The sequence below is a fragment of the Mesorhizobium sp. IMUNJ 23232 genome, assembly GCF_044326205.1.
Taxonomy (GTDB): domain Bacteria; phylum Pseudomonadota; class Alphaproteobacteria; order Rhizobiales; family Rhizobiaceae; genus Kumtagia.
Genome location: NZ_JBIRCY010000015.1, coordinates 27,192 through 51,173, shown reverse-complemented (window position 1 = coordinate 51,173; position 23,982 = coordinate 27,192). Strand labels below are relative to the sequence as shown.

At 63.2% G+C, this 23,982-nt stretch carries 20 protein-coding genes; 11 read left to right on the top strand and 9 right to left on the bottom strand.

What is annotated here, in order from left to right; all coding sequences use genetic code 11:
- Window positions 1-75: 75 nt before the first annotated feature.
- The 5 genes from ACH196_RS13405 to ACH196_RS13385 form a co-directional block, all read right to left on the bottom strand.
- A complete protein-coding gene (locus ACH196_RS13405; protein WP_396647403.1) occupies window positions 76-894 on the bottom strand; it encodes an ABC transporter permease in 819 nt (272 codons plus the stop codon).
- The gene (locus ACH196_RS13400; RefSeq protein ID WP_396647402.1) at window positions 891-1,853 is read right to left on the bottom strand and encodes an ABC transporter permease subunit; all 963 of its coding nucleotides are present in this window, start codon (window positions 1,851-1,853) and stop codon (window positions 891-893) included. Before ACH196_RS13400 ends, ACH196_RS13405 begins: the two co-directional genes overlap by 4 nt.
- Before the next feature lie 9 nt (window positions 1,854-1,862).
- Window positions 1,863-3,005: an ABC transporter ATP-binding protein gene (locus ACH196_RS13395; RefSeq protein ID WP_396647401.1), complete on the bottom strand. Its 1,143-nt coding sequence runs from the start codon at window positions 3,003-3,005 to the stop codon at window positions 1,863-1,865.
- 63 nt (window positions 3,006-3,068) lie between these two features.
- Window positions 3,069-4,166: a polyamine ABC transporter substrate-binding protein gene (locus tag ACH196_RS13390; protein WP_396647400.1), complete on the bottom strand. Its 1,098-nt coding sequence runs from the start codon at window positions 4,164-4,166 to the stop codon at window positions 3,069-3,071.
- Between the two features lie 355 nt (window positions 4,167-4,521).
- Window positions 4,522-5,475: a DMT family transporter gene (locus ACH196_RS13385; RefSeq protein ID WP_396647399.1), complete on the bottom strand. Its 954-nt coding sequence runs from the start codon at window positions 5,473-5,475 to the stop codon at window positions 4,522-4,524.
- A gap of 374 nt (window positions 5,476-5,849) precedes the next feature.
- Here ACH196_RS13385 and ACH196_RS13380 point away from each other — a divergent pair, with 374 nt between their 5' ends.
- A complete protein-coding gene (locus ACH196_RS13380) occupies window positions 5,850-6,722 on the top strand; it encodes a LysR family transcriptional regulator (protein WP_396647398.1) in 873 nt (290 codons plus the stop codon).
- 263 nt (window positions 6,723-6,985) lie between these two features.
- On the top strand, window positions 6,986-7,984 hold the full coding sequence (locus ACH196_RS13375; protein WP_396647397.1) for a DUF2971 domain-containing protein: 999 nt from the start codon (window positions 6,986-6,988) through the stop codon (window positions 7,982-7,984).
- 98 nt (window positions 7,985-8,082) lie between these two features.
- Here ACH196_RS13375 and ACH196_RS13370 read toward each other — a convergent pair whose 3' ends face one another.
- Together ACH196_RS13370 and ACH196_RS13365 are read right to left on the bottom strand one after the other, a co-directional pair.
- Window positions 8,083-10,212 carry an adenylate/guanylate cyclase domain-containing protein gene (locus ACH196_RS13370; RefSeq protein ID WP_396647396.1) on the bottom strand — a complete coding sequence of 710 codons (2,130 nt, stop codon included), beginning with the start codon at window positions 10,210-10,212 and terminating at the stop codon, window positions 8,083-8,085.
- A 203-nt stretch (window positions 10,213-10,415) separates the two neighbouring features.
- Window positions 10,416-11,873 (bottom strand): short-chain fatty acyl-CoA regulator family protein, encoded by a 1,458-nt coding sequence (locus tag ACH196_RS13365; protein ID WP_396647395.1) that lies wholly within the window; start codon window positions 11,871-11,873, stop codon window positions 10,416-10,418.
- 293 nt (window positions 11,874-12,166) lie between these two features.
- Here ACH196_RS13365 and aceA point away from each other — a divergent pair, with 293 nt between their 5' ends.
- The 7 genes from aceA (at window position 12,167) to ACH196_RS13330 (ending at window position 19,200) form a co-directional block, all read left to right on the top strand.
- A complete protein-coding gene (aceA, locus tag ACH196_RS13360) occupies window positions 12,167-13,456 on the top strand; it encodes an isocitrate lyase (protein WP_396647394.1) in 1,290 nt (429 codons plus the stop codon).
- A 30-nt stretch (window positions 13,457-13,486) separates the two neighbouring features.
- Window positions 13,487-13,753 carry a hypothetical protein gene (locus ACH196_RS13355; RefSeq protein ID WP_396647393.1) on the top strand — a complete coding sequence of 89 codons (267 nt, stop codon included), beginning with the start codon at window positions 13,487-13,489 and terminating at the stop codon, window positions 13,751-13,753.
- A gap of 262 nt (window positions 13,754-14,015) precedes the next feature.
- Window positions 14,016-14,486: a response regulator gene (locus ACH196_RS13350; protein ID WP_396647392.1), complete on the top strand. Its 471-nt coding sequence runs from the start codon at window positions 14,016-14,018 to the stop codon at window positions 14,484-14,486.
- A gap of 47 nt (window positions 14,487-14,533) precedes the next feature.
- Complete coding sequence (locus ACH196_RS13345; RefSeq protein WP_396647391.1) at window positions 14,534-15,967, top strand: glutamine synthetase family protein; 1,434 nt, start codon at window positions 14,534-14,536, stop codon at window positions 15,965-15,967.
- A gap of 135 nt (window positions 15,968-16,102) precedes the next feature.
- Window positions 16,103-17,389: an NAD(P)/FAD-dependent oxidoreductase gene (locus ACH196_RS13340; RefSeq protein WP_396647390.1), complete on the top strand. Its 1,287-nt coding sequence runs from the start codon at window positions 16,103-16,105 to the stop codon at window positions 17,387-17,389.
- 322 nt (window positions 17,390-17,711) lie between these two features.
- Window positions 17,712-18,578 (top strand): SH3 domain-containing protein, encoded by an 867-nt coding sequence (locus ACH196_RS13335; RefSeq protein WP_396647389.1) that lies wholly within the window; start codon window positions 17,712-17,714, stop codon window positions 18,576-18,578.
- Window positions 18,579-18,654: 76 nt separating this feature from the next.
- The gene (locus ACH196_RS13330; protein ID WP_396647388.1) at window positions 18,655-19,200 is read left to right on the top strand and encodes a DUF3291 domain-containing protein; all 546 of its coding nucleotides are present in this window, start codon (window positions 18,655-18,657) and stop codon (window positions 19,198-19,200) included.
- Between the two features lie 3 nt (window positions 19,201-19,203).
- Here ACH196_RS13330 and ACH196_RS13325 read toward each other — a convergent pair whose 3' ends face one another.
- Window positions 19,204-19,950, bottom strand: coding sequence for an SDR family oxidoreductase (locus tag ACH196_RS13325; protein WP_396647387.1), 747 nt, complete (start codon window positions 19,948-19,950; stop codon window positions 19,204-19,206).
- A 153-nt stretch (window positions 19,951-20,103) separates the two neighbouring features.
- Entirely contained in the window at window positions 20,104-21,579 is a 1,476-nt protein-coding gene (locus ACH196_RS13320) for an aldehyde dehydrogenase family protein (RefSeq protein WP_396647386.1), read from the bottom strand.
- 190 nt (window positions 21,580-21,769) lie between these two features.
- Here ACH196_RS13320 and zwf point away from each other — a divergent pair, with 190 nt between their 5' ends.
- Window positions 21,770-23,233 carry a glucose-6-phosphate dehydrogenase gene (gene zwf / locus ACH196_RS13315; RefSeq protein ID WP_396647385.1) on the top strand — a complete coding sequence of 488 codons (1,464 nt, stop codon included), beginning with the start codon at window positions 21,770-21,772 and terminating at the stop codon, window positions 23,231-23,233.
- 6 nt (window positions 23,234-23,239) lie between these two features.
- Window positions 23,240-23,938, top strand: coding sequence for a 6-phosphogluconolactonase (gene pgl / locus ACH196_RS13310; protein ID WP_396647384.1), 699 nt, complete (start codon window positions 23,240-23,242; stop codon window positions 23,936-23,938).
- The last annotated feature ends 44 nt before the right edge of the window (window positions 23,939-23,982 follow it).

The window sequence follows — 23,982 nt, the reverse complement described above, 5'->3', positions numbered from 1 at the left end:
TGCGGTCCGGGATCGTCGCCTCGCCGCCGGCGGACCGCGAAGCAGACCGTCGCCTTGGGTTTGAACAGAGTTTTGTCAGCCGCGCTGCGCAGCCTGCTCGTCGCGCGCCCGCTGCACTTCGCGGCGCTTGTTGGCGACCGAAGCCGCGACGACGCCGAGCGCGACCACGGCGATCATCAGCGTGCAGGCGGCGTTGATCTCCGGCGTGACGCCAAGGCGGACCTGGCTGTAGATCTTCATCGGCAGCGTGGTGGCGCCCGGGCCGGAGGTGAAGCTCGATATGACGAGGTCGTCGATGGAGAGCGTGAAGGCCAGCATCCAGCCCGACACAATCGCCGGCAGGATGACGGGCAGAGTGATCTGGAAGAAGGTTTTTACCGGGGGCGCGCCGAGATCCATCGCCGCTTCCTCGAGCGAGCGGTCGAAGGTCATCAACCGCGACTGCACCACCACCGCCACGAAACACATGGTGAAGGTGATGTGGGCGAGCGTGACCGTGAAGAAACCACGGTCGAGACCGATCGCCACGAACAGCAGCAGCAGCGACAGGCCGGTGATGACTTCCGGCATGACCAGCGGCGCGAACACCATGCCGGAAAACAGCAGGCGGCCGCGGAAGCGCGTGTAGCGGACCAGCGCGAGCGCAGCCAACGTGCCGAGCACGGTCGCCACCGTCGCCGAGATTAAGCCGACGCGGATCGTCACCCAGGCGGCGTCCATCAGGCCTTGGTTGTGGAACATCGCCACGTACCATTTGGTCGAGAAGCCGCCCCACACGGTGACCAGCTTCGACTCATTGAAGGAGAAGATGACGAGCAGCACGATCGGCAGATAGAGGAAGGCAAACCCCAGCACGATCGAGACGATGTTGAAACGGCTCCAGTTCCCGCTCATCGCCCCTGCTCCTGCGCGCGCGCCTGGGCGCTCTGGAAGATCATGATCGGCACGATGAGGATCAGGAGCAGGATCACCGCCACGGCGGATGAGACCGGCCAGTCGCGGTTGGCGTTGAATTCGTTCCACAAGGTCTTGCCGATCATCAGCGTTTCCGAGCCGCCAAGCAGGTCGGGAATGACGAATTCGCCGACCGCCGGGATGAAGACCAGCATGCAGCCGGCGACGACGCCGGGAAGCGACAGCGGGAAGGTGATCTTCCAGAACGCGCTGATCGGCGGGCAGCCGAGATCCTGCGCCGCTTCGATCAGCGAATAGTCCATCTTCTCCAGCGAGGAATAGAGCGGCAGCACCATGAAGGGCAGGTAGGAATAGACGATGCCGATGAAGATCGCGGTGTGGGTGTTCAATATGACCAGCGGCGTGTCGATGATGCCCGTCGCCAGCAGCACCTGGTTGAGCAGGCCCTCGGGCTTCAATATGCCGATCCAGGCATAGACGCGGATCAGAAAACTCGTCCAGAACGGCAGGATCACCAGCATCAGCAAGGTCGGGCGGATGGTCGAGGGCGCCCGCGCCATGCCGTAGGCGATGGGATAGGCGATGAGCAAGGCGAGGAACGTCGAGATCGCCGCGATGACGACGCTCGACACATAGGCGTTGAAATACAGCGCGTCCTGGGTCAGCCAGACGTAATTGTCGAAGTTCAACTGCCTGACGGCATCCATGAAACTGTCGACGCCGAACACCGGCGTGTAGGGCGGCATGGCGATCGCCGTCTGCGACAGCGAGATCTTGAAGACAATGGCGAAGGGGACGAGGAAGAAGAACAGCAGCCAGAGATAGGGGACTATGATGACGAGCCGGCTGGTGATGGCGTTCAGGAGCGAGTTGGAAACCGCCGGCGCGGCCTGAGCCTCCGCTATCGCGGGAGAGGAAGAGACTGCCGTATTCGCCATCTCCGCCTCCTAGCGCGTCAGCACGACGCCGGCGTCGGGCGCGAAGGAGACCCAGGCGCGGTCGTTCCAGGTCAACGGATCCTCGGTGACGCGCGAGCTGTTGAGCGCACTGGCCTTCAGCACCTGCCCATCGGAAAGCCTGACGTGGTAGACGGTCATGTCGCCGAGATAGGCGAGGTCGTAGATTTCGCCCTCCATGACATTCGCCGTGCCTTCGGCGGGCGGGCGCGACGACACCTTGATCTTCTCCGGACGGATCGCGAATGCCACCGTGTTGCCGGTGGCCGCGTCGCCGGCGTTCTCGACCACGATCTGGGCGCCGCTGGCACCGGTGATCCTTGCCCGGTTATCAGTCCGCTCGGCGACTAGGCCTTCCAGCATGTTGATGTTGCCGACGAAACTCGCGACGTAGCGCGACCCTGGCGCCTCATAGACCTCCGCCGGCGTCGCCACCTGCATCACCTCGCCCTTGTCCAGAATGGCGATGCGGTCGGCCATGGTCATGGCCTCTTCCTGGTCGTGTGTGACGATGACGAAGGTGAGGCCGAGCGTCTGCTGGAGATCCATCAGCTCGAACTGCGTCTCCTCGCGCAGCTTCTTGTCAAGCGCGCCGAGCGGTTCGTCGAGCAGCAGCACTTTCGGCCGCTTGGCCACCGAACGGGCAAGCGCCACGCGCTGGCGCTGGCCGCCGGAGAGTTGGTGCGGCTTGCGCTTGGCGAATTGCGTCAGCTTGACCAGCTTCAGCATCTCGGCGACCCGCTGCTCGATGTCGGGCTTCGGCATGCCCTCCTGCTTCAGACCGAAGGCGATGTTCTGTTCGACCGTCATGTGCGGGAACAGCGCATAGGACTGGAACATCATGTTGACGGGCCGGCGGTAGGGGGGGATGCCGCGCAGGTCCTGCCCGTCGAGCAGGATGCGGCCGGAAGTCGGCTCGTCGAAGCCGGCCAGCATTCTCAGCAGCGTCGACTTTCCGCAGCCGGACGCGCCGAGCAGGGCGAAGAACTCGCGCTCGAAAATCGACAGCGAGAGATTGTTGACCGCGGTGAAGTCGCCGAAGCGCTTCGTCACGTTCTCGAACGTGATGTACGGCTTGGCGGCCGGGTCATTCCACGGCGCAAATGCCCTGCGGATGCTGCCGAGCGATTTCATGATGCTGTCCCTTGTCCCCGCAACGAAAAGTCCCGGCGGGGGCGCCCGCCGGGACTTTTGATTTTACTGCCCGGTGGTGATCTTGGTCCAGGACCGGGTGACCAGACGCTGGGTCTTCGGATCGTAGGGCTGCACCGTGTAGAGTTTCTTCAGCGTCGCCTCGTCCGGGTAGATCGCCGGATCTTCGATGATGGCCTTCTCGATGAACTGCTGGGAGGCCTTGTTGCCGTTGGCATAGTAGATGTAGTTGGAGGCCTTGGCGGCGACTTCCGGCTTCATGATGTAGTTCAGGAACTCGTGGGCTTCGGCGACGTGCTGTGCGTCGGCCGGGATCGCCATCTGATCAAACCACATTTCCGCGCCTTCCTTGGGCACGACATAGTCGATCACCACGCCCTGATCGGCCTCGGCCGCGCGGTCGCGGGCTTGGAAAACGTCGCCCGACCAGCCGACGGCCAGGCAGATGTCGCCATTGGCCAGCGCGTTAATGTATTCGGAGGAGTGGAATTTGCGGATCGACGGGCGGATCGACAGCATCAGTTCCTCGGCCTTGGCCAGATCGCCGCTGTCGCGCGAATTGGGATCAAGGCCGAGATAGAACAGCGCCGCCGGTATGATGTCCTGCGCCTGGTCGAGCACGTAGACGCCGCAATCCTTCAGCTTGGCCAGATTCTCCGGCTTGAAGACAACGTCCCAGCTATCGATCTTGTCGATGCCCAGCGCTTCCTTCACCTTGTTGACGTTGTAGCCGATGCCGGTCGTGCCCCACATGTAGTTGATCGAGTATTCGTTGCCCGGGTCGTAGGCCGCGGTGCGCTCGGAGACTACGTCCCACATGTTGGAGAGGTTCGGCAGCTTGGACTTGTCGAGCTTCTGGAAGACGCCGGCCTGGATCTGGCGGGCGAGGAAATGGCCACTCGGCACCACGACATCATAGCCGCTGCCGCCGGCGAGCAGCTTGGTTTCCAGGATCTCGTTGGAATCGAAGACGTCGTAGACGACCTTGATGCCGGTTTCCTTGGTGAAGTCATCGATGATCGAACTATCGATATAGTCCGACCAGTTGTAGACGTTCACCACCCTTTCCTGCGCGACCGCGCCGCCGGCAAAGGCCGCCAGAAGGGCGGTGGCGGCGGACAGCAAGAGTGCCCTACGGATCATCATATTCTCCTTTTCCAGTGTTCCCGACGGACGGCCGATCGGTTCGGATCGCCCGGCTTTTCTTGAAAGACTATTGGCATTGCCGCAGTGCGACAAGCGCGAATCGAAGCAGCAGAAGACAGTCCACCGCGACCGGCGGAAGGCCGCACAGGACAAGGCTTCAATCCGGGGTAGAGGCTGCCGCGCGGCATCGGTTGCCGCCGTTCAAATCCGCCTTGCCGTCGCAACGGGTGCGACCGGCCTTCTCTGGTGAAACCTGCACGGCCCTCTGCGTGGCCCGCTGCGGTAACTGGCAAGACACGCCTGCTTGTTGGTTGCCGATGAAGGCCAAGGTGCGCCCTCGCCCGTAAACCTGTCAATGGGGGGCGGGAATTCCGGTCACGCCGGGCCGAACGGGGCGAGGCTGCCTGCGGAACTGCATGCCGATATGCACGAGAAGAGCGGCAAAGACCACCGCGCCGCCGAGGATCGTGCGCATCGAGGGCACCTCGCCGTGCACAAGCCAGACCCAGACCGGGCCGGCGATGGTCTCGAAGGTGCCAAGCAGCGCCGCCATCGAGGCCGGCACCAGCCGCGCGCCGCTGGCGAAAAGTGCCATGCCGAGGCCGAGATTGAGCGCGCCGAACGCAAAAAGCAGGCCGAAATCGGTCCATGAGACGGCAAGCGGGCCGGACATGCCGAAGGCGACCGCTGCGGCGACCAGCGTGCCGAAGCAGACGGCCGAGGTCATCCTGACGCCGGAAAAATGTCTAGTGATGACAGTGGCAAGCGCGAAGGACACGGTGATCGTCATCGCCAGTATGTCGCCGACCGGTGAGATGCGGCCGTCGAACGAGCCCGAAACCATGATGGCGACGCCGGCGAGCACGGCGGCAATCGCCAACCAGGTGGTCTTCGACACGGTGTCGCGGAACAGCAGCCAGCCCAGCAGCGCCGCGAACAGCGGCACACCGGCATTGATCAGCATGACGTTGGCGATGGTCGTATGGGCGATGGCAAGCACGAAACAGGTCGAGGCGGAAGCGAAACATAGCCCGACAAGAACGCCGGGCAGGCCCATCGCCCGGAACTGCACCACGGCGCCACGCGCACCGTCGCGAAATACGAGGAAGGCGAGCAGGAAAAGGGCCGCGAAGAACGAACGCCAGAACACCACGGTCCAGCTATTATCGGCCTCGAGGAAACGCGCGATGGTGCCGCCGGTGCTCCAGACGAAGGCCGACAGGAAAACCAGCAGCATTCCGACCCGCTCCTCGCGGCCGGATGCCGTCGACCCCGGTGCAGGGCTGATATGGCTGATGTCCGTCATCGGCGGGAGAGCCCGTCGCAAGAGTGTTGCCGGCCGGTCCGCCGACGATTGCCCCGCCTAGCGGATCGCCGGGAATCTGGCGTGATCCAGGCATGGCATCCGGTTGGGGCAATTGCGGCCGGGACGCGGAAAACAGGCTGGCGGCCAAGCGCAGCGCGGAGCGCGGCAGGCTAGCGCCCGGTCCCCCGCCAAAGCCACCGTAATAGCGCTGTTCCCAATTCCGCCTTCGCCGTCTGCCTTGAAGCTCCTGCGTGTAGACGACAGTCCATACCAGCATCTGGTCCATGACGGGCTCCCGGTTCCTTTTCGTATCCGGAGTGTAGGGCGCCAAGAGCGGGCTTGAGCCGACCGAATTCGTCAGATATTTTTCATTTATGAAAAACCTCGACTGGAACGACCTGCGCATCTTCCTGTCCGTGGCGCGCGGCGGCGGCCTGTCGGCGGCGGCCGTTGAACTCGGCTCCAGCCCGGCCACCGTCGGGCGCAGAATGCTTGCGCTGGAGGAGGCGGTGGGCCGGCCGCTGTTCATGCGGCGCCAGTCGGGCTACGCGCTGACGAAGGATGGCAAGACGCTGCTGTCGAAGGCGCTCGCCATGGAGGCGGGCGCCAAGCCGATCGCCGACTGGCTGGCGGTCGACGGCCAGCGCTCGCTGGTGCGCATTTCGGCCGGCACCTGGACGGCGAACTTCTTCGCCGAGAATTTTTCAAAACTGTGGAGGCCGGACGACCCGTTCCGCATCGCCTTCAAGACCACCGAGGCCAAGCTGGACATCGCGCATCGCGAGGTCGAGATCGGCATAAGAAACCAGCAGCCGGACAGCCCCAACCTCGCCGCGCGGCGCACCGTGGAGGTGGCACAGGCGCCGTTCCGCGCCCGCAATCACCAAAACCCCGGCCGCGAGGACTGGGTCGCCATAGCGCCCGGCGACGAGACGACGCGCTCGGCGCGCTGGGTGAACGCGCAGGAGGGCGCAACCTTCGCCGCCTGGGCGAACACGCCGCCGACGCTGCGCGACCTGATCCGCGGCGGCGTCGGCAAGGGCGTGCTGCCGTGTTTCGCCGGCGACCGCGACCCACTGCTGGAGCGCGCCGGCGAGCGGATCGACGAGTTGCGGGAGGGCCAGTGGATCGTCATGCACAATGAAGACCGCCATCGCCGCGACGTGCGCACCGTGATCGACCGCGTCGTGGCGCTGGTGAGCGCGCATGCCGCGCTGTTTGCCGGGGAACGGCCGGTGGGGGCATAGGCGGAGTTGGATCGGGGCAGGATACCTTCGGCCCCGCAACAGGGCTGAGATGGCTGATGTCCGTCATCGGCGGGAAAACCCGTCGCAAGAGTGGTGCCGGCCGACCCGCCAGCCGGTTGGCCTGCCTCGACAGTCGGCGCCGCCCGGCTTGACGGCAGATCATGCGACCGACATCCTGATTTCAACAGGAGCCCGAGAGTTCGGCGCCAAGCATCCCCGTCGCCGTTTTCACTGCACCCGCATCGTTCATTCAGCGAGCCATCATGAACCCTTCGGAACTTTCCCTTCAAGTCGACAGAGCCCTTGGTCCGTTCCATCATTTCATAGAGCAATATCGCAATACAGCTTTTGACTTCTCGGCCCTCCCCGTCGCCAACCAGTGCAACCACTATACCGATGAAGATGGAGTCTTCGGCATATGCGATGAGAAATCCCTTATTGCAGCCAATCCTTGCTACAATAGCCTGAGTGAGGAATTCCTCTATTATTCCTGCATGATCATCAGTTCGATCCGTGAATGTTCGGAATTTACGGATTCGGAGAAGATTCGCGCCGAAGCGTGGGTTCGCCGCTTTTTGCTAGAGCGCTTTCCCATGAACGTTTTCGTCGTCTCGTTCTGTCTGGTGCCCGACACATTGAGCGGATGGCGCACCTATGCACCGGTCGACGGCTATTCGCTCGGCTTCAACCTTCAAGCCCTCAAGAAGCTTGTCAACGAGAAGGACTCGTTCTCCGGCAGAGTATATTACGATTACCGGGTGCAAGGAGAAAAAATACTGGATAAAGTCAAGAAGGTCTTGCCGTTCGTTGCCGACGCAGAGGTGGAAAGCGGCAGCGAAGCTGATATGTTGATCGAAAGACGGCTTTACATGCCTATCTCGAAATTGATCGGCTTTCTGAAGAACCCGCGCCTTTCGGACGAAAACGAATTTCGCCTGGTTTTTCTTTCCCCACACCTGACAAAATACACCAGGAGAAGAGATGGCATCGTCAACCCCTATACGAAAATCTCTCTCGAACCCTATCTGTTGAAGACCTCTTCACGTATCTTCGACACGGTGCACATTGGACCTCCGCGTGACAATTTCATGGAGCGACGGAACGCCATCGAGCATCTTCTGCAAGCCAATCAATTGACCTGTGGTGGCTGGCACCAAAGCGATGTCCCGTATCAGGAGTCGCGTTCGCGGCGGTCCGGCGGATCGCCGATCGCGCGGATGTCAGTGCTTCACAGCGAATTCACCGATAGTCAGCGGCGCTAAGCCTCATCCACGCCGAGACGGCGGGTGATCGCGAAAGAAAGACCGATCGCAAGGTCTCTGCGTGACACGGGCCAGCCGCCCGGTGCGATGCCACGGCTCTACAACCTCAGCAGCCAGGCGTCCACTTTGCCCTTGCCCTTGACTTCGATGGCGCCGCGCGGCTCGAAGACAAAATGATCCTTGAGCTTTTCGTAGACCGGGCGCGTCACCTGGACGGTATCGGGGATTCCGCCGGATTCCATGCGGCTCGCGAGGTTCACCGTGTCGCCCCAAAGATCGTAAATGTATTTGCTCTTGCCGATGACGCCGGCCACCACCGGCCCGCTGTTGACGCCGACCCGGAGCTTCATCGAGACATTGTTTTCCATGGCGTGTTCGCGGGTGATGTGGACCATGCGGATGGCCATGCGCACCATGCGCTCGGCGTGGTCAGACACCTGCTCCGGCAAGCCGCACACCGCCATATAGGCGTCGCCCACCGTCTTGATCTTCTCGATTCCGAGATCCTGGGCGGCGACGTCGAAGCGCGTGAACAGGCCGTTCAGCAGGTTCACGACGTCCTGGGGCGGCATTTCCGACGACAACTGGGTGAAGCCCACAATGTCGGCGAAGGCAACGGTGACCTCGGCAAAGCCGTCGGCGATCCCGTGCTCACCGCCGCGCAGCCGGTTGGCGATCGGTGCGGGCAGGACGTTGAGAAGCAGTTGCTCGTTCTCGCGATTCTTGTTCTGGATGACGACATTCTGCCGGCTGAGTTCACCGACCATACCGTTGAAGGCCGCACAGAGCTGGCCAATCTCGTCCTTCGTGCGGACCGGCACGCTGGCCGCATAGTCGCCGGCCGCGAAGCGCTTTACTCCGGCCGTAAGTTCGCGCAGCGGCCCAAGCAGGGCGCGCGAAAGCCAGGCGGCGGTGGCGGCCACGATCAGCAGCGCCAACCCGCCGACGATCAGCAGATCCCGGCGGAGTTGTGCGATCGGTGCAAAAGCCTCGGCACTGTCGATCTTGGCGACAATGGCCCATTTGACGCCGTCAATCGCCAGTGGCCCCCACGAAGCGAGTGTCGGGGCACCGCGGTATCCGACGACCTCACCCGTGCCTTCGACGCCCGCAAGCGCCGCCCGCGTGGCCTTGGTGTCAATGCGTTGATGCAGCACCGGCGTCCCGTAGCGGCGGATGTCATCGATCTCGTCACCCGACGTGCCGGCCGACTTAAGCTCGGCGAAATAGCCCTCGGGATTTTCATAGAAAGCGCGCGGCGCCGAGCGCACCATATGATCAGGCCCAACAAGATAAGCCTCGCCCGTGTTGCCAAAACCGTCCTGCCGCCAATGGCGGCCACCGGTCACCACGTTGTCGATCTCCTCGTTCGACAATTGCGCGATCAACACGCCGATGACGACTCCGTTATCGATGATCGGCGCTCCCATGAAGGCGATCGGCTCGCCGCCCGACGGTGCGTAGGGCGCGAAATCTTCAAGGCATATGGCGGACCGGTCAGCCGTCTCCGCGCAGCGGGCGACGGCGGCGGCGACATTGGAACTGCGATAAGGACCGAACTGGAGGGACGTGGAAAAATCGACTTCCTTCTGGACCGTGTAGACCAGGCGGCCCGATTTGGGATCGGCGATCATGAAATCGAAAAAACCCACTGTCGTGGCAGCGGCCCGCATCAGCGGATGATAGATGGCATGCAGCCTGGTGTAATCGCTTCCGTCGCCGGCATCGTCGAGCAGCTTCCGCCGCTCGGCCGGGTTCGGGTTTTTCACGATGTAATGATACTGGAGATAGTAAGGGGCGCCACCAACCGGAAGGTAGTCCGAAAGGGGCGGCTCCCTGCCCAGCACCTCTGTCATCTGCGGGATGAAATTCTCCGCGTACCAATCGCCCACCTTCTGGCGCAGCACGGGTGGCGCGCCATTCCGATCGAGCTGGTCGACGGCGAGCTTGAACTCACGTGTCGCCTCGACCACCATCTTTGAGGTGGCAAGCAGGCGCAGTTCCGCCTGGATCGTGTGGAAGTAGGTTTCGACCTGGCGCGTCTTCGCCTGGCGAGCAGCGGTGAGCTGATCGAACACGGCTTTTTCGAGGGCGTCCTTGGCGCGGAAATAGCCAAGCACGCCGGTCACAAGCACCGCGCTCGCGCCAAGCAGCAGGAGGGTCGCGAACAGTTTTGCGGCCAGCCCCCAGCGTACAGGCGACGAGCCGTTTGCTTCCATAGAAGACATGACTCAGGCCTGACCGATGAGACGCGCCGGGTGGAAATGGTCTGTGATAATGATGGTACCCCCCGGCTGAAACCGTTCGCTGCGAACAGTCGACGGATTCTACCGCATTCGCCGGGCGATGGGCAGCGCAATCTGACGCGAGAAGGTTTTTGCCGCGCGTCGCAAAAGGCCTGGCGCGACTTCCGTCTGGCTGCCCAGAGAGTTCACCGGTAATCGAATGCGCTTAAGCCGGTCACCATCTCATCCAGGCCGAGTGGCCTTGTGATCGGCGGCTCGGCACGCGACAGGCAGCCCGTGCGCTCGCAGAGTCGGCAGGCGGGACCGATCGGCGTGGCGGCATTCTGACCGGGTTTACCTGATGTCGCGCCGGAGCCGAGCGCGCCAGCGGGAAGCGCCGCGCCATAGACGATCTCGTCGCGAAAGCCGATGTCGCAGCCGATGAGCATCGCGGTGCGGCGCGGGCGTTCGCCGAAACCGCCCTGCGGCCCTTCCAGCGTGCGAGCGACGGTTAGGAACTCTGCGCCGTCCGGCATCTCGACGGCTTCGACCAGGATCTGGCCCGGCTGGGCGAACGCCACGTGGACCGGCAGTTTCGGGCAGCCGCCGCCGAAACGGCCATGCGGAAAACCCTGCGCGCCCGCCCTGCGAAAACGGTTGCCGGCGTGATCGATCTCCATAAGGAAGAACGGCACGCCGGTGGCGTTCTGGCGCTGCAAGGTTGTCAGCCGGTTGGCCGCCTGCTCGAACGAGACGGAAAAGCGCGAGCGCAGGACATCGATGTCGTAGCGGGCACGGACGGCGGCCGTTTGGAACACCGCGTAAGGCATCATCAGCGCGTGCGCGGCGTAGCGCCCAAGCTCGAAGCGCGCCAGCCGCCGCGCCTCGTCGGACGACAGTTTTAGCGCCTGAATCTCCGCGGCGATGGCGACCGACATGCGCAACAGGCAAGCCTCGACGGCGATCTCGCGCAACTGGTCGAAAGGCGACAGCCGCTCGGAGATGAACAGCCGCTGCGAGTGACGATCGTAGCGGCGGCGCCAGTTGGGCATCACCGCGGCCGGCAGCACACGCACGACGATGCCATGTTCCCGCTTCAGCCAGGCTTTCAGCGCGCCCGCCAGATCTTCGCCTGGATCGAGCAGCGCGGTGAACGCTTCCGCCTCGGCCTCGATGCCGGAAAAATGGTTCGGCTGGCGTTCCAGAACGTCACGCACTTCGTCGAGCGGCATGCGCGCGCCGGAGATCGCGCCCGCCCTGCCCTCATGGGCCATGAGGTCGTTGAGGTCGGACAACCGGGCCGCCTGCTCGCGATACGCACGGTACAGCTTTATCACACCGGCCGACATGTTCGGCGCGGCTTCGGCCATCTCGACCAGTTCCTGTTCGCCGGGCAGTTCGGCGGCAAGCAGCGGGTCGGCAAAAACCTCGCGCAGGCCGGCGATCGAACCCCGCGCCTCGCCCTGCAGTTCCTCCGGGTCGACCTTGTAGATGGAAGCAAGTTTCAAGATGAGCTGGACAGTCAGCGGCCGCTGGTTGCGCTCGATCAGGTTGAGATAGGAGGGCGAGATGCCCAACCCCTCGGCCATCGCCGTCTGGGTCAGCCCCTTGGCATTGCGGATACGGCGGATGCGCGGGCCTGCGAAGATTTTCTGCTCAGCCATAGGATGCGCCTGCCCTGTTGAAATGCCCGGATGCAGGTGGAACAGCGCTCTGCACGTCAACGCTATTTACAGCCTTTGACAAATCCGAGCGCCCCCACCTGATTGCCGCCCATTCACAATATTAACAAATTTACGCTGCGCCTCTGTCAATCTCAATACCGTTTTTCCTTTTTCCTGTGGGGCATTGTCTGATTTTTCTGGCTGTTTTTGCACTGCAATGTAAATCGATGACAGGAGAACGGCGGCGCTGCCGACCGATCGGACAAAAATCGCATCGCAAGACGGAGCAGAAAATGACCGATTTTTACAACCTCGTTCCTTCCGCACCGGAAGGCCGCTACGACGGCATCGAGCGGCCCTACTCTGCGGAAGACGTGAAGCGGCTGCGCGGCTCCGTCGCCATCCGCCATTCGCTGGCGGAGAACGGCGCGAACCGGCTGTGGAAGCTCATCCACGAGGAGAACTTCGTCAACGCGCTGGGCGCCATGACCGGCAACCAGGCCATGCAGCAGGTGCGCGCCGGGCTGAAGGCGATCTACCTGTCCGGCTGGCAGGTCGCGGCGGATTCCAACACGGCGTCGTCGATGTATCCGGACCAGTCGCTCTATCCGGCCAATGCCGCGCCGGAGCTGTGCCGCCGCATCAACCGGACGCTTCAGCGCGCCGACCAGATCGAAACGTCGGAAGGAAACGGCCTGTCGGTCGACACCTGGTTCGCACCGATCGTCGCCGACGCGGAAGCCGGGTTCGGCGGACCGCTCAACGCCTTCGAGATCATGAAGGCCTTCATCGAGGCGGGGGCTGCGGGCGTCCACTATGAGGACCAGCTCGCATCGGAGAAGAAGTGCGGCCACCTCGGCGGAAAAGTGCTGATCCCGACGGCGGCGCATATTCGCAACCTCAACGCGGCGCGGCTCGCCGCCGACGTGATGGGCACGCCGACTCTCGTCATCGCCCGCACCGACGCCGAGGCGGCGAAGCTGCTGACCTCCGACATCGACGAGCGCGACCAGCCGTTCGTCGACTATTCGGCAGGCCGCACCGTCGAAGGTTTTTATCAGGTGAGAAACGGCATCGAGCCGTGTATCGCGCGGGCCGTCGCTTATGCTCCCTCTTGCGACCTGATCTGGTGCGAGACCTCGAAGCCGGATCTGGCCCAGGCCAAAAAATTCGCGGAGGGCGTGCGCCGGCACCATCCGGAAAAGCTGCTCGCCTATAATTGCTCGCCGTCGTTCAACTGGAAGAAGAACCTCGACGATGCGACGATCGCGAAGTTCCAGAGGGAACTCGGCGCGATGGGCTACAAGTTCCAGTTCATCACGCTGGCCGGCTTCCACCAGCTCAATTACGGCATGTTCGAACTGGCCCGGGGTTATCGCGACCGCCAGATGGCGGCCTATTCGGAACTGCAGGAGGCCGAATTCGCCTCCGAAGTGAACGGCTACACCGCCACGAAACATCAGCGCGAGGTCGGCACGAGCTATTTCGACGCGGTGTCGATGGCAATCACCGGTGGAAAGTCGTCCACCACCGCAATGCATGAATCGACCGAGCACGCGCAGTTCAGGCCTGCGGCGGAATAAACAGACAACCAGACAGTGAGGAGAAAGACCATGCTGGACACAGTCGAAAACCCCACCAAGACCCCGAAGACCCGCGTCAAGGAGCGGGCCGAGGAACAGTCGAGTGCGATGTCGGCATCGCAGCAGACGGCGATCCGCATGCTCGCCAACGACCTGCACCGTCTCAACCAGTCGGTGATGAAGGCGGTGGAAGCCGGCGTGTCGGTCGAACTGGTGCGCTCGGCCCGCCACCATGGCGGCGACGGCAACTGGGGCGACCTGCTGATCCCCGTCGTCGTCACCCAGGCCAGCCGCTGAGCGGCGTGGCCCCAAGCGAGACCGCGCTGGGGAGCCAGCGCGCGTCCACCCTTCCTTCAGGCCTTTGACGGGAACCTCCTGACCTGTGATCGCCGACGCCAAAGCGGCACTGCATTTACCGGCAACCTCCGGGTCTGCGCCGATGAAATGTTTTGTCTAGCGAAACCGGGCCGGGCGTTCTAAGGTGGAGCTTGGGCATTCGCGATTTTTGCGTCATTGCAAATAAAAGCGAGAAGAACGAACACAAGTCGCCGGTTTCCGCATGACGATGACCGCCTCCGGCCCTGGCAACGGGCCGGAAACTCTGAGGCGCGAAGTATTCGAGACGGATGGCGTCACCGTCGATCCTTTGCTGGTCCTGGTCGTCGGCAGGTCGCGAATCAACGCGGTGGTTGTCGCCAAGATCGCCGAGCGGTCAGGCCTGCATTCGATTTCCGAGCCCCCAGAACGCGCCGGCGATGCACTGAAGGGCGTGCTGCCGGCGCTGGTCATCCTCGATGGTGGCGCCGCGAACGGCGATTGCGAGGAGTTGATGCCGCCGCTCGGCGAGCTGCGGCAGAGTGTCGGCCTGCCGGCGGTTATCCTGCTTTCCACCGGCAATTTCACCGAAGTCACTCTCGCCCATGCCGGTATCGTCGACGCGGTCGTGTCGAAACCGATCCTGCCGGAGCTGCTGCAGCCCGTCGTTGACCGGCTCGTTGGCAGGGATCCCCCTGACCCCCCTTTCCTTTAGCAAAGCTGCGCGGCTATACTTCGGACATCTCAACATTCTGGTGATTGATGCCGCCTGAAAAAAAGGAAGCCCGCCCCTCCGGTCGCGCGGGCCGCGCTCGCGTACCCTCCTATGTGAAGAACCTTCGTGGCGTGACCAACTGGAAGCAGGTCAGCGAGTGGCTGGAATGGCGAAGCATCGAGGATATCGAATGCATCACGCCCGACCAGGCGGGCGTCGCCCGCGGCAAGATGATGCCGTCGAAGAAATTCACGTCCAACACGTCGCTGGCCCTGCCCTCGGCCCCCTTCATGATGACGATTTCGGGCGACTACCCCGAGGACGGCAACGGCTTCGCCTATCCGGAGGATGACGGCGACCTGAAACTGGTCCCGGATCTGTCGACGCTTTCAGTAGTGCCGTGGGAGGATGACCCGACCGCGCAGGTGATCTGCGATCTGGTGCACCAGGACGGCCGCAGCGTCGAATTCACGCCGCGCAACGTGCTGAAGCGGGTCGTCGCGGCCTATGGCAAGCGCGGGCTGAAGCCGGTGGTCGCGCCGGAAATCGAGTTCTACCTCGTTCGCAAGAACCCCGATCCCGACTATCCGCTGACGCCGCCCGTCGGCCGCTCCGGCCGGCCGATCGGCGGCGGCGCTGGCTATTCGATCGCGGGCGTCAACGAATTCGACGAGTTGATCGACGACATCTACCACTTCTCCGAAAGCCAGGGGCTGGAGATCGACACGCTGATCCACGAGGAAGGCGCCGGCCAGCTCGAAATCAATCTGCGCCATGGCGACCCGGTGGAACTCGCCGACCAGGTGTTCATGTTCAAGCGCACCATCCGCGAAGCGGCGCTGAAGCACGAGACCTATGCGACCTTCATGGCCAAGCCGATCCAGGGCCAGCCCGGATCGGCCATGCACATCCACCAATCGATCGTCGAGAAGAAAACCGGCAGGAACATCTTCACCGGCGAGGACGGCGCGGAGACCGACGCCTTCCGGCATTTCATCGGCGGCATGCAGAAGCATGTGCCGAGCGCGCTGGTAATGTTCGCGCCCTATGTGAATTCCTACCGCCGGCTGACGCAGGCCGCCTCCGCGCCGGTCAACACCAAATGGGGCTACGACAACCGCACCACCGCCTTCCGCGTGCCGCGATCTGACCCTGCAGCTCGGCGCGTCGAGAACCGCATCCCCTCCTCCGACGCCAATCCTTATCTCGCGCTCGCGGCATCGCTTGCCTGCGGGCTGATCGGCATGACGAAAAACATCGAGCCCGATGCACCGGTCGGCACCACGGTCAACGAGGACGAGATCGACCTGCCGCGCGGCCTGCTGGAGGCCGTCGATCTGTTCGAGGCGGATGAGGACCTGCACGATATGCTGGGCGCTTCGTTCGCCTCGACTTACGCAGCGATCAAGCGGGCCGAGTTCGAGACGTTCATGGAAGTGATTTCCCCGTGGGAGCGGGAGTATCTTCTGCTGAATGTTTAAACTAGCGAATAGCGAATAGCGAATAGCGAATAGCGAATAGCGAATAGCGAATAGAAGGATGAACCCTCAAGAAATGCCAATCGCCAGCTTATTTTTCCCTATTCCCTATTCCCTATTCGCTATTCGCTCACTGTCATGACTTACCAATCCCCCATCTCCCCCGGCTACTCCTGGTACGAAGACACCGCTGGCCCGCGACCCGAGTATCCCGCTCTGGATGGCAACCGGACCTGCGACGTCGTCATCGTCGGTGGAGGCTTCGCCGGCCTGTCGGCGGCGATGCATCTCGCCAAAATGGGCACGAATGTCGTGCTGCTCGAAGCGCACCGCTTCGGCGACGGCGCGTCCGGCCGTAATGGCGGGCAGCTCGGCACCGGCCAGCGCGCCGGCGCGGAGGAACTGGAAGCCGAATACGGGTTCGAGCGTGCCAAGGCGCTTTTCGACCTCGCCGAAGAAGCCAAGGCGCACCTGCTGGAATTCGCCGCCGTCAACAATATCGACATCGACTTCCAACCCGGGCACATGAATGTTGCGCACAAAAAGCGCGAGCTGCCGGAATTCCTCGAACATGCCGAGGCGATGACGACGCGGTTCAACTATCCGCATCTCAAATTCATGGACGCGGACGAAACCGCACTGCGCCTTGGCTCTACGCATTATTTCGGCGGCGTGCGCGACACGGGCACTGGGCACATCCATCCGCTCAAGCTGGTGATCGGCACGGCGCGGGTTGCCGCCGAGGCCGGCGCTCAACTGTTCGAGAACAGCAAGGCGACTGGCGTGACGACCAATGGCGGCAAGGTGATCGTGTCGACCGCGCGTGGCACCGTGACGGCGCAGAAAGGCCTGCTGGCGATCGACGCCTATTCCGGCGACCTGGAAAAGTCGACCGCCTCGCATATCATGCCGATCGGCTCCTTCATCGGTGCGACCGAGCCGCTCGACCTCGGCAGTTTGGTGCTGCCGGGCGGCGAGTCGGTGTCGGATTCGCGCTTCGTCGTTCGCTACTTCCGGCGGATGCCGACCCGGGAATTGCTCTTCGGCGGCCGCGAAATCTACGGCGTGAAAGACCCTAAGGACATCCATATCCACATCCGCCGGCAGATCACCGAACTCTACCCGGCGCTGAAGGACATCCCGATTACCCATGGTTGGGGCGGCTATGTCGGCATCACGGTGCCCCGAAAACCGTTCGTGCGCGAGGTGATGCCGAACGTCATTTCAGCGGGCGGCTATTCCGGCCACGGCGTCATGCTGTCGAACTTCGTCGGCAAACTCTACGCCGAAACCGTCGCCGGAAACCGCGACCGGCTGAAATTGTTCGAGGATTTGAAGATCCCGGCCTTTCCGGGCGGGACGCGTTTCCGGTCTCCGCTGCTGTTCCTGGCGCTCAACTGGTTTGCGTTGAGGGACCGTATCTGACGGCGGCGATCTTCGAGGATTCCGCCACGGAAGCGATCCCGTTTCCGGCCCGCCCTTCAGGCATAAGCTGGTGCAAACACGTGCCGGAGTTGCGTTTCTACCGTCTTTCGGTCTATTCAGGGCGGCATTTCCGGCATCCAATGCCGGAAAATGACGGTTTGGGCGCAGAGATGCCACAATCTTCGTCCACGCTGGTAGGACCAGCAGGCTACGGGAGGTGATTCCGGCTGGGTTCTCTGTTATGCCGGACGGCGTTCGGCAAGGGTGAATTTTCCAAGGCGCGAAGCCGTACTGAAGATCGGCAGGCGCGGAGAGGTTTGCGTTGAAAGGCTGGTTCGGCTCCGGCAAGTCAAGGGCCCGGCGTACGTCGCTGGATTTCCGTTATGACGTGCGGCCTTCCATCTGGCACAGGATCGCGGAACGCTCGCATCTTATCGTCGCCGGCGTCGGTTCCGTTGCCATGCTCGGCATGGCCGGCACCGCGATTTGGCTCGCCTTGCCTTCCGATAGCGCCGAGCAGATCGTCAGCCGGGTGGAAGCCGCGCCTCGCGTTACCCCGGCATCCGCCGCTTCGATGCCTGCGCAACAGGCTGAAACCGAGCAGCCGAGCCAACCGGCCGCCGAGGTGAAGCCTGTCGATGGGCCGAAGCCAACGGCCAGCACGGCGGCCATCGAAATCGCCTCCTCGGCGCCGCCGCCGGCCTCGTCCACCACCTCCATACCGGAGCCCATGCAGATCGAACCGCTGGACCCGACCGATCCCCGTTGGATCAGCGCAACCGCGGGTCATGCCGCGGCGACCGCGACTGCGACGGTTCCTCCCGCGGCGTCGTCGAGCGCTTCCGAACCCGCTTCTGTGGCCAGCGCCTATGCGGAGGACGAAGAAGGCGCAGACAACGCGGCGACCGCTGCCATCCCCGCAGCGAAACCTGCTCAGGACGCGGGCCAACCCGACAAGGCCGTAGAGCAACCGGCCGCCGAGAAGAAGGTGGCGAGCGCTGGACGTCCGGGGCGCACGGCGCGCTCCGTCACCATGCGCGCCAAGCCGGACGACCGTGGCGGGGTGCTTGGCACCGTTCCGGGCAGAGCCGACGTGCAGGTGGTGTCCTGCGCCTCCTGGTGCGAGATTGTCTACAAGGGCAAGCGCGGCTTCGTCTATCGAAAGTTCCTGCGCAACAACGGCCGGTAGAACGGCCCGCCCGCCGATCGTTCGCCCACCTTTCGGTCCTTTCTCTCCCTCACAAGAACTTCACCAAGGTGACGCGATGCGTGGCAAGAATCTTGCCATCTATAATTTCGGCCAGTTCCGGCAACGTTCGGATCATCCTGACATCCAGGGTTTTCACGACCGCAACGACCGGAATTTCGCTACCGCCGAGCAGAGCAACGGTTTTATCGCGCGGTCAGGTTATGCTGACGAACCCGGCCCTGAAAGCTGGGGTATCCAGGTCTATCCGCGCTTCTATGTCGAGCGCGGCGACGGATGGGCGCCTTCTACGCTATCGCTCTGGCGTGACCTCGGCTCGCTGATGGCGTTTTCCTATTCGGGTTTTCACGCAGAGACGCTGCGGCATGCGCGAGACTGGTTCATCGAGCCGGAATGGCCCCCTTACGTGCTGTGGTGGGTGGAAGCCGACCGCACGCCGCTCTGGGCGGAAGGCGTCGCGCGGCTGGAGCACCTCCACGATCATGGGCCGAGCGCCCATGCCTTCGACTTCAAGCATCCCTATGACGAGCACAACCAGCCGACAGTGATTGACCGCGCTGCGCTCCGGCAGCGAAAGACGGGCGACAGAATCCGGGTCGAATGACGCTCACACGCAGCGGCCGCCATCGACCTCCAGCGCGACACCGGTGATGAACTCCGCTTCGTCGGAGGCCAGCCACAAGGCAGCATTGGCGATGTCGAGCGGCGTCGAAAAACGGCCGAGCGGGATCACCGCCTTGAACTGGGCGCGACGCTCCGGCGTGTCCTCGCCCATGAACTGCGCCAGCATACCCGTCTCGCCGGCCACTGGGCACAGGCAGTTGACGCGGATTTTCTTCGGCGCCAGTTCCACCGCCATCGATTTTGTCGCAGTGATCGCCCAGCCTTTCGAGGCGTTGTACCAAGTCAGCCCTGGGCGCGGCCGCAGGCCGGCGGTCGAGGCAGTGGTAATGATGACGCCGCCACCCTGGCGTTCCATGATCGGCACAACCGCCAGCGTCGAATGATAGATCGCCTTCATGTTGATCGCAGTGATCAGGTCGAAGGTCGCTTCCTCAACCTTCAGCATGTCGCCGTTGCGGTGCGTGTAGCCGGCGTTGTTGACCATGATGTCGACGCGGCCGAATACACTCTTGGCGGCGTAGACCATCTCCTCGACTTCGGAGCGCAATGACACATCGGTGGTGACGGCGATGGCATTTTCGCCGATCTCCTCGGCGACCCGCTCGGCGCCCTTGGCGTTCAGATCGGCAACGATGATTTTTGCGCCTTCCTCGGCGAAGCGTTTTGCCATGCCTTCGCCGAAGCCGGATGCCGCGCCGGTGATGATGGCGACTTTGTCTTTGAGTCTCATTCTTCCTCCCTGCTCTCGATGTCTGGTGGCGTGGTCCAAAATACCTCTACGATCGAACGTATCCCGGCCCTTCGCTTTCGCCCTGGGCGTTCGTCGCTCGAAAAGCGTTCGCAAGCTCACCGTTGGCTTTTCGTCCGCTACGCGGACCGCTCCTCACCCATGATTGAACACCACCGTCTTCGTGGCGCTCATATCGTATAGCGCCTCGAAACCCTTCTCGCGGCCGTGGCCCGATCTCTTGAACCCACCGAAGGGTAGCTCGATGCCGCCGCCGGCGCCGTAGCCGTTGACGAAGACCTGGCCGGCGCGCACTCGCTTGGCAACCCGGTGCTGGCGTGCCCCGTCGCGCGTCCAGATGCCGGCGACCAAGCCGTACTCAGTGCCGTTGGCGATGCCGATGGCATCCGCCTCGTCGTCGAAGGCGAGAAGGGTCAGCACCGGCCCGAACACCTCTTCCTGGGCAATGGCCAGTTTTGTGTCTTTCGCCGCGATCAGCGCCGGCGCGTAATAGAAACCGCTTTCCGGCGCATCGGCGTGGATCGACCCGCGCGCCAGGATTTCACAACCGGCTCGTTCGGCGTCGCTCACCATCCCCGTCACCTTCTGCCGCTGGCGCGGGTTGATCAGCGAGCCAAGATCAAGGTCGGCATCATGCGGACCGGCGACCAGCGCCGAGAACCGCTCGGCCAGCGCCTCGGCCACCTCGTCGTAAACCGCCCGCTCGATCAGAACCCGACTACCAGCCGAGCAGGTTTGCCCGCCGTTCTGGATGATGGCGTTGACCAGCACCGGCACAGCCGCATCGATGTCGGCATCGGCAAACACGATCTGCGGCGATTTTCCACCGAGTTCCAGGGTGACGCCGCGATTGTTCTCGGCCGCCGCTTTCTGGATTGCAGCACCTGTTGCCGGCGAACCGGTGAAGGTCACGTAATCGACCAGCGGATGTCCGGAAAGAGCGGCGCCCGCATCGCGGCCGTAGCCGGTAACGACGTTGAACACACCCTCCGGAAATCCCGCCTCCAGCGCCAATTCGGCGATGCGTATCGTGGTGAGGGAGGCGTCCTCCGCCGGCTTGACCACCAGCGTGTTGCCCATGGCGAGCGCCGCGCCCGCCACGCGAGCAAGAATCTGCAGCGGATAGTTCCACGGGATGATGCCCACCACCACGCCATGCGGCTCGCGCAGCGTCAGCGCTGTATAGCCGTCGAGGAAGGGGATAGTGTCGCCATGGATCTTGTCGGCGGCGCCGCCGTAAAATTCGTAGTAGCGCGTGGTCGCGTTGACGTCCGCCCTGCCCTGCCGCACCGGCTTGCCGGTGTCGCGCGATTCCAGCGCCGCCAGTTCGGTTCCGTTCTTTTCGACAAGCTGGCCGAGTTTGGTGAGGAGCCTGCCGCGTTCTACTGCCGGCATACGCGCCCAGGGGCCGTCGTCGAAGGCGCGACGCGCCGCCCGCACAGCCAGATCGACATCCGCCGCACCGGACGCCGGGATGGACGCAAAGACCTTGCCGTCGGATGGACTGAGCACATCGATCCGCTCGCCCGACAGCGAATCCACCGCCCGCCCGCCGACCAGTTGCGTGAATGCCCGACCTTCGGCGATCGTCCTCGAAAGATGAGTCCCCATGACGAAAACTCCTTTGCCTTCGTGTGTGCCTAGCCACTATGGTGCAACCGCGAACGAACCGGAAGCGCAACCCTCCGGCAGCAGATGAGCCAATCGCCGGACAGCGCATGTGACACCATGACGCTGGCGAGCTTAAATCGATTAGATTAAATGATGGACAGCTAGGGCTGTCGCCACTCACGGAACCACTATGACCAGCCAGATCATTCCCGTAGACCCGTTCGATTTCGTCATTTTCGGCGGTACGGGCGACCTTTCCGAGCGAAAGCTGCTGCCTGCGCTCTATTACCGGCAGAGCCAGTTTTCCGAGCCGACCCGGATCATCGGCGCGTCGCGCGCAAAACTCAGCGACGCCGAGTTTCGGGAATTCGCCAGGAAGGCGATCGTCGAGCATGTGAAGGAATCGGACGTCAGGGAAGGCGAGCTGAAGAAATTCCTCGAGCGGCTTTCCTACGTATCGGTCGATGCAATTACCGGTGACGGTTTTTCGAAGCTGAAGAAGGCGCTGGGCAACGACGATGTCATCCGCGCCTTTTATCTCGCGGTCGCCCCGCCTTTGTTCGGCGAAATCTCGCACAAGCTCAAGGAAAACGGGCTGGTGACACCGAATTCGCGCATCGTGGTGGAAAAGCCGATCGGCCGCGACCTTGCCTCGGCCCGCGCGCTGAACGACCAGATCGGCGCGGATTTCGGCGAGCACCAGATCTTCCGCATCGACCACTATCTCGGCAAGGAGACGGTGCAGAACCTGATGGCGCTGCGCTTCGGCAACATGCTCTACGAGCCGCTGTGGAATTCGGCGCATATCGACCACGTGCAGATCACTGTCGCTGAGACGGTCGGGCTGGAGGATCGCGTCACCTATTACGACAAGGCGGGCGCGCTACGCGACATGGTGCAGAACCACATGCTGCAACTGCTCTGCCTGGTCGCGATGGAAGCGCCGTCGTCGATGGACGCCAACGCCGTGCGCGACGAGAAGCTGAAGGTGTTGCATGCGCTGAAGCGCATCAACGGCGCGGAGGCGCCGAAATCCACCGTGCGCGGGCAATATCGCGCCGGCGCTTCGGCGGGTGGCGCGGTGAAGGGTTATCTGGACGAACTCGGCAATCCCAACAGCACCACGGAAACCTTCGTCGCCATCAAGGCCGATATCGCCAACTGGCGCTGGGCCGGCGTGCCCTTCTACCTGCGCACCGGCAAGCGGCTTGCATCACGGGTTTCCGAAATCGTCATCGAGTTCAAGCCGATCCCCCACTCCATCTTCGGCGACAATGCCGGGCGCATCCAGCCCAACCAGTTGGTGATCCGCCTGCAGCCGGACGAGGGCGTCAAGCAGTGGATCATGAGCAAGGATCCCGGCCCGGGCGGCATGCGGCTGCGCCAGATAGCGCTCGACATGAGTTTTGCCGCTACGTTCCAGGAGCGCAATCCGGATGCCTATGAACGCCTCATCATGGACGTGATCCGCGGCAACCAGACGCTGTTCATGCGCCGCGACGAGGTCGAGGCCGCTTGGAAATGGATCGATCCGATCTTCAACGCCTGGGCCGACAGCCGCCAGGAAGTGCAGGGTTATACCGCCGGCACCTGGGGTCCCTCCGCGTCGATCGCGCTGATCGAGCGCGACGGCCGCACCTGGCACGAGAGCTGACCGGCGATGACCGACCTTGCGATGACTTTGCGGGAATTTCCGTCACACGAGGCGGTGGCGGAAAGCCTCGCCGCCAAGGTCACATCGGTCCTTGGCGAGGCGATCGAGACGCGCGGACGCGCGCTGCTCGCCGTCTCCGGCGGCACCACGCCGGGCCTGTTCTTCCGCACGCTATCGCAGGCCGATCTCGACTGGGCGAAGGTGGTCGTGACGCTGGTTGACGAGCGCTTCGTGCCGGAAGATTCGCCGCGATCCAATGCCGGATTGGCCAAGGCGAACCTGTTGCAGGGCAAGGCCGCGGCGGCGCGTTTCGTCGGCCTCTACCGTGATGCGCCGGATGTCGAGGAAGCCGCGCGCGAGGCTAACGACGTCATCGATGGCCTCGGTCTGCCGCTCGACGCCGTGGTGCTTGGCATGGGCGGCGACGGCCACACCGCATCCTTCTTCCCGGATGCAACGACGCTGCCGCAATTGCTCGCAACGGAGAACCGGAAGCTGGTCATGCCCGTTCATGCCGCAAGTGGCGGCGAGCCGCGGCTGACGCTTACCATGCCGGCGATCGCCAATGCCGGTTTCATCGCCCTGCACATCGAAGGCGACGCTAAGCGCAAGGTGTTTGCCAGCGTGACCGCCGGCGAAAAACTGCCCATCCGCGCCGTGCTGGAAGCCGCGCACGAACCCGTCGAAGTGTTCTGGGCGCCCTGAAGACGACGAACCATTTCCGGTCGGCTCGCCTCCCACGATCAGGC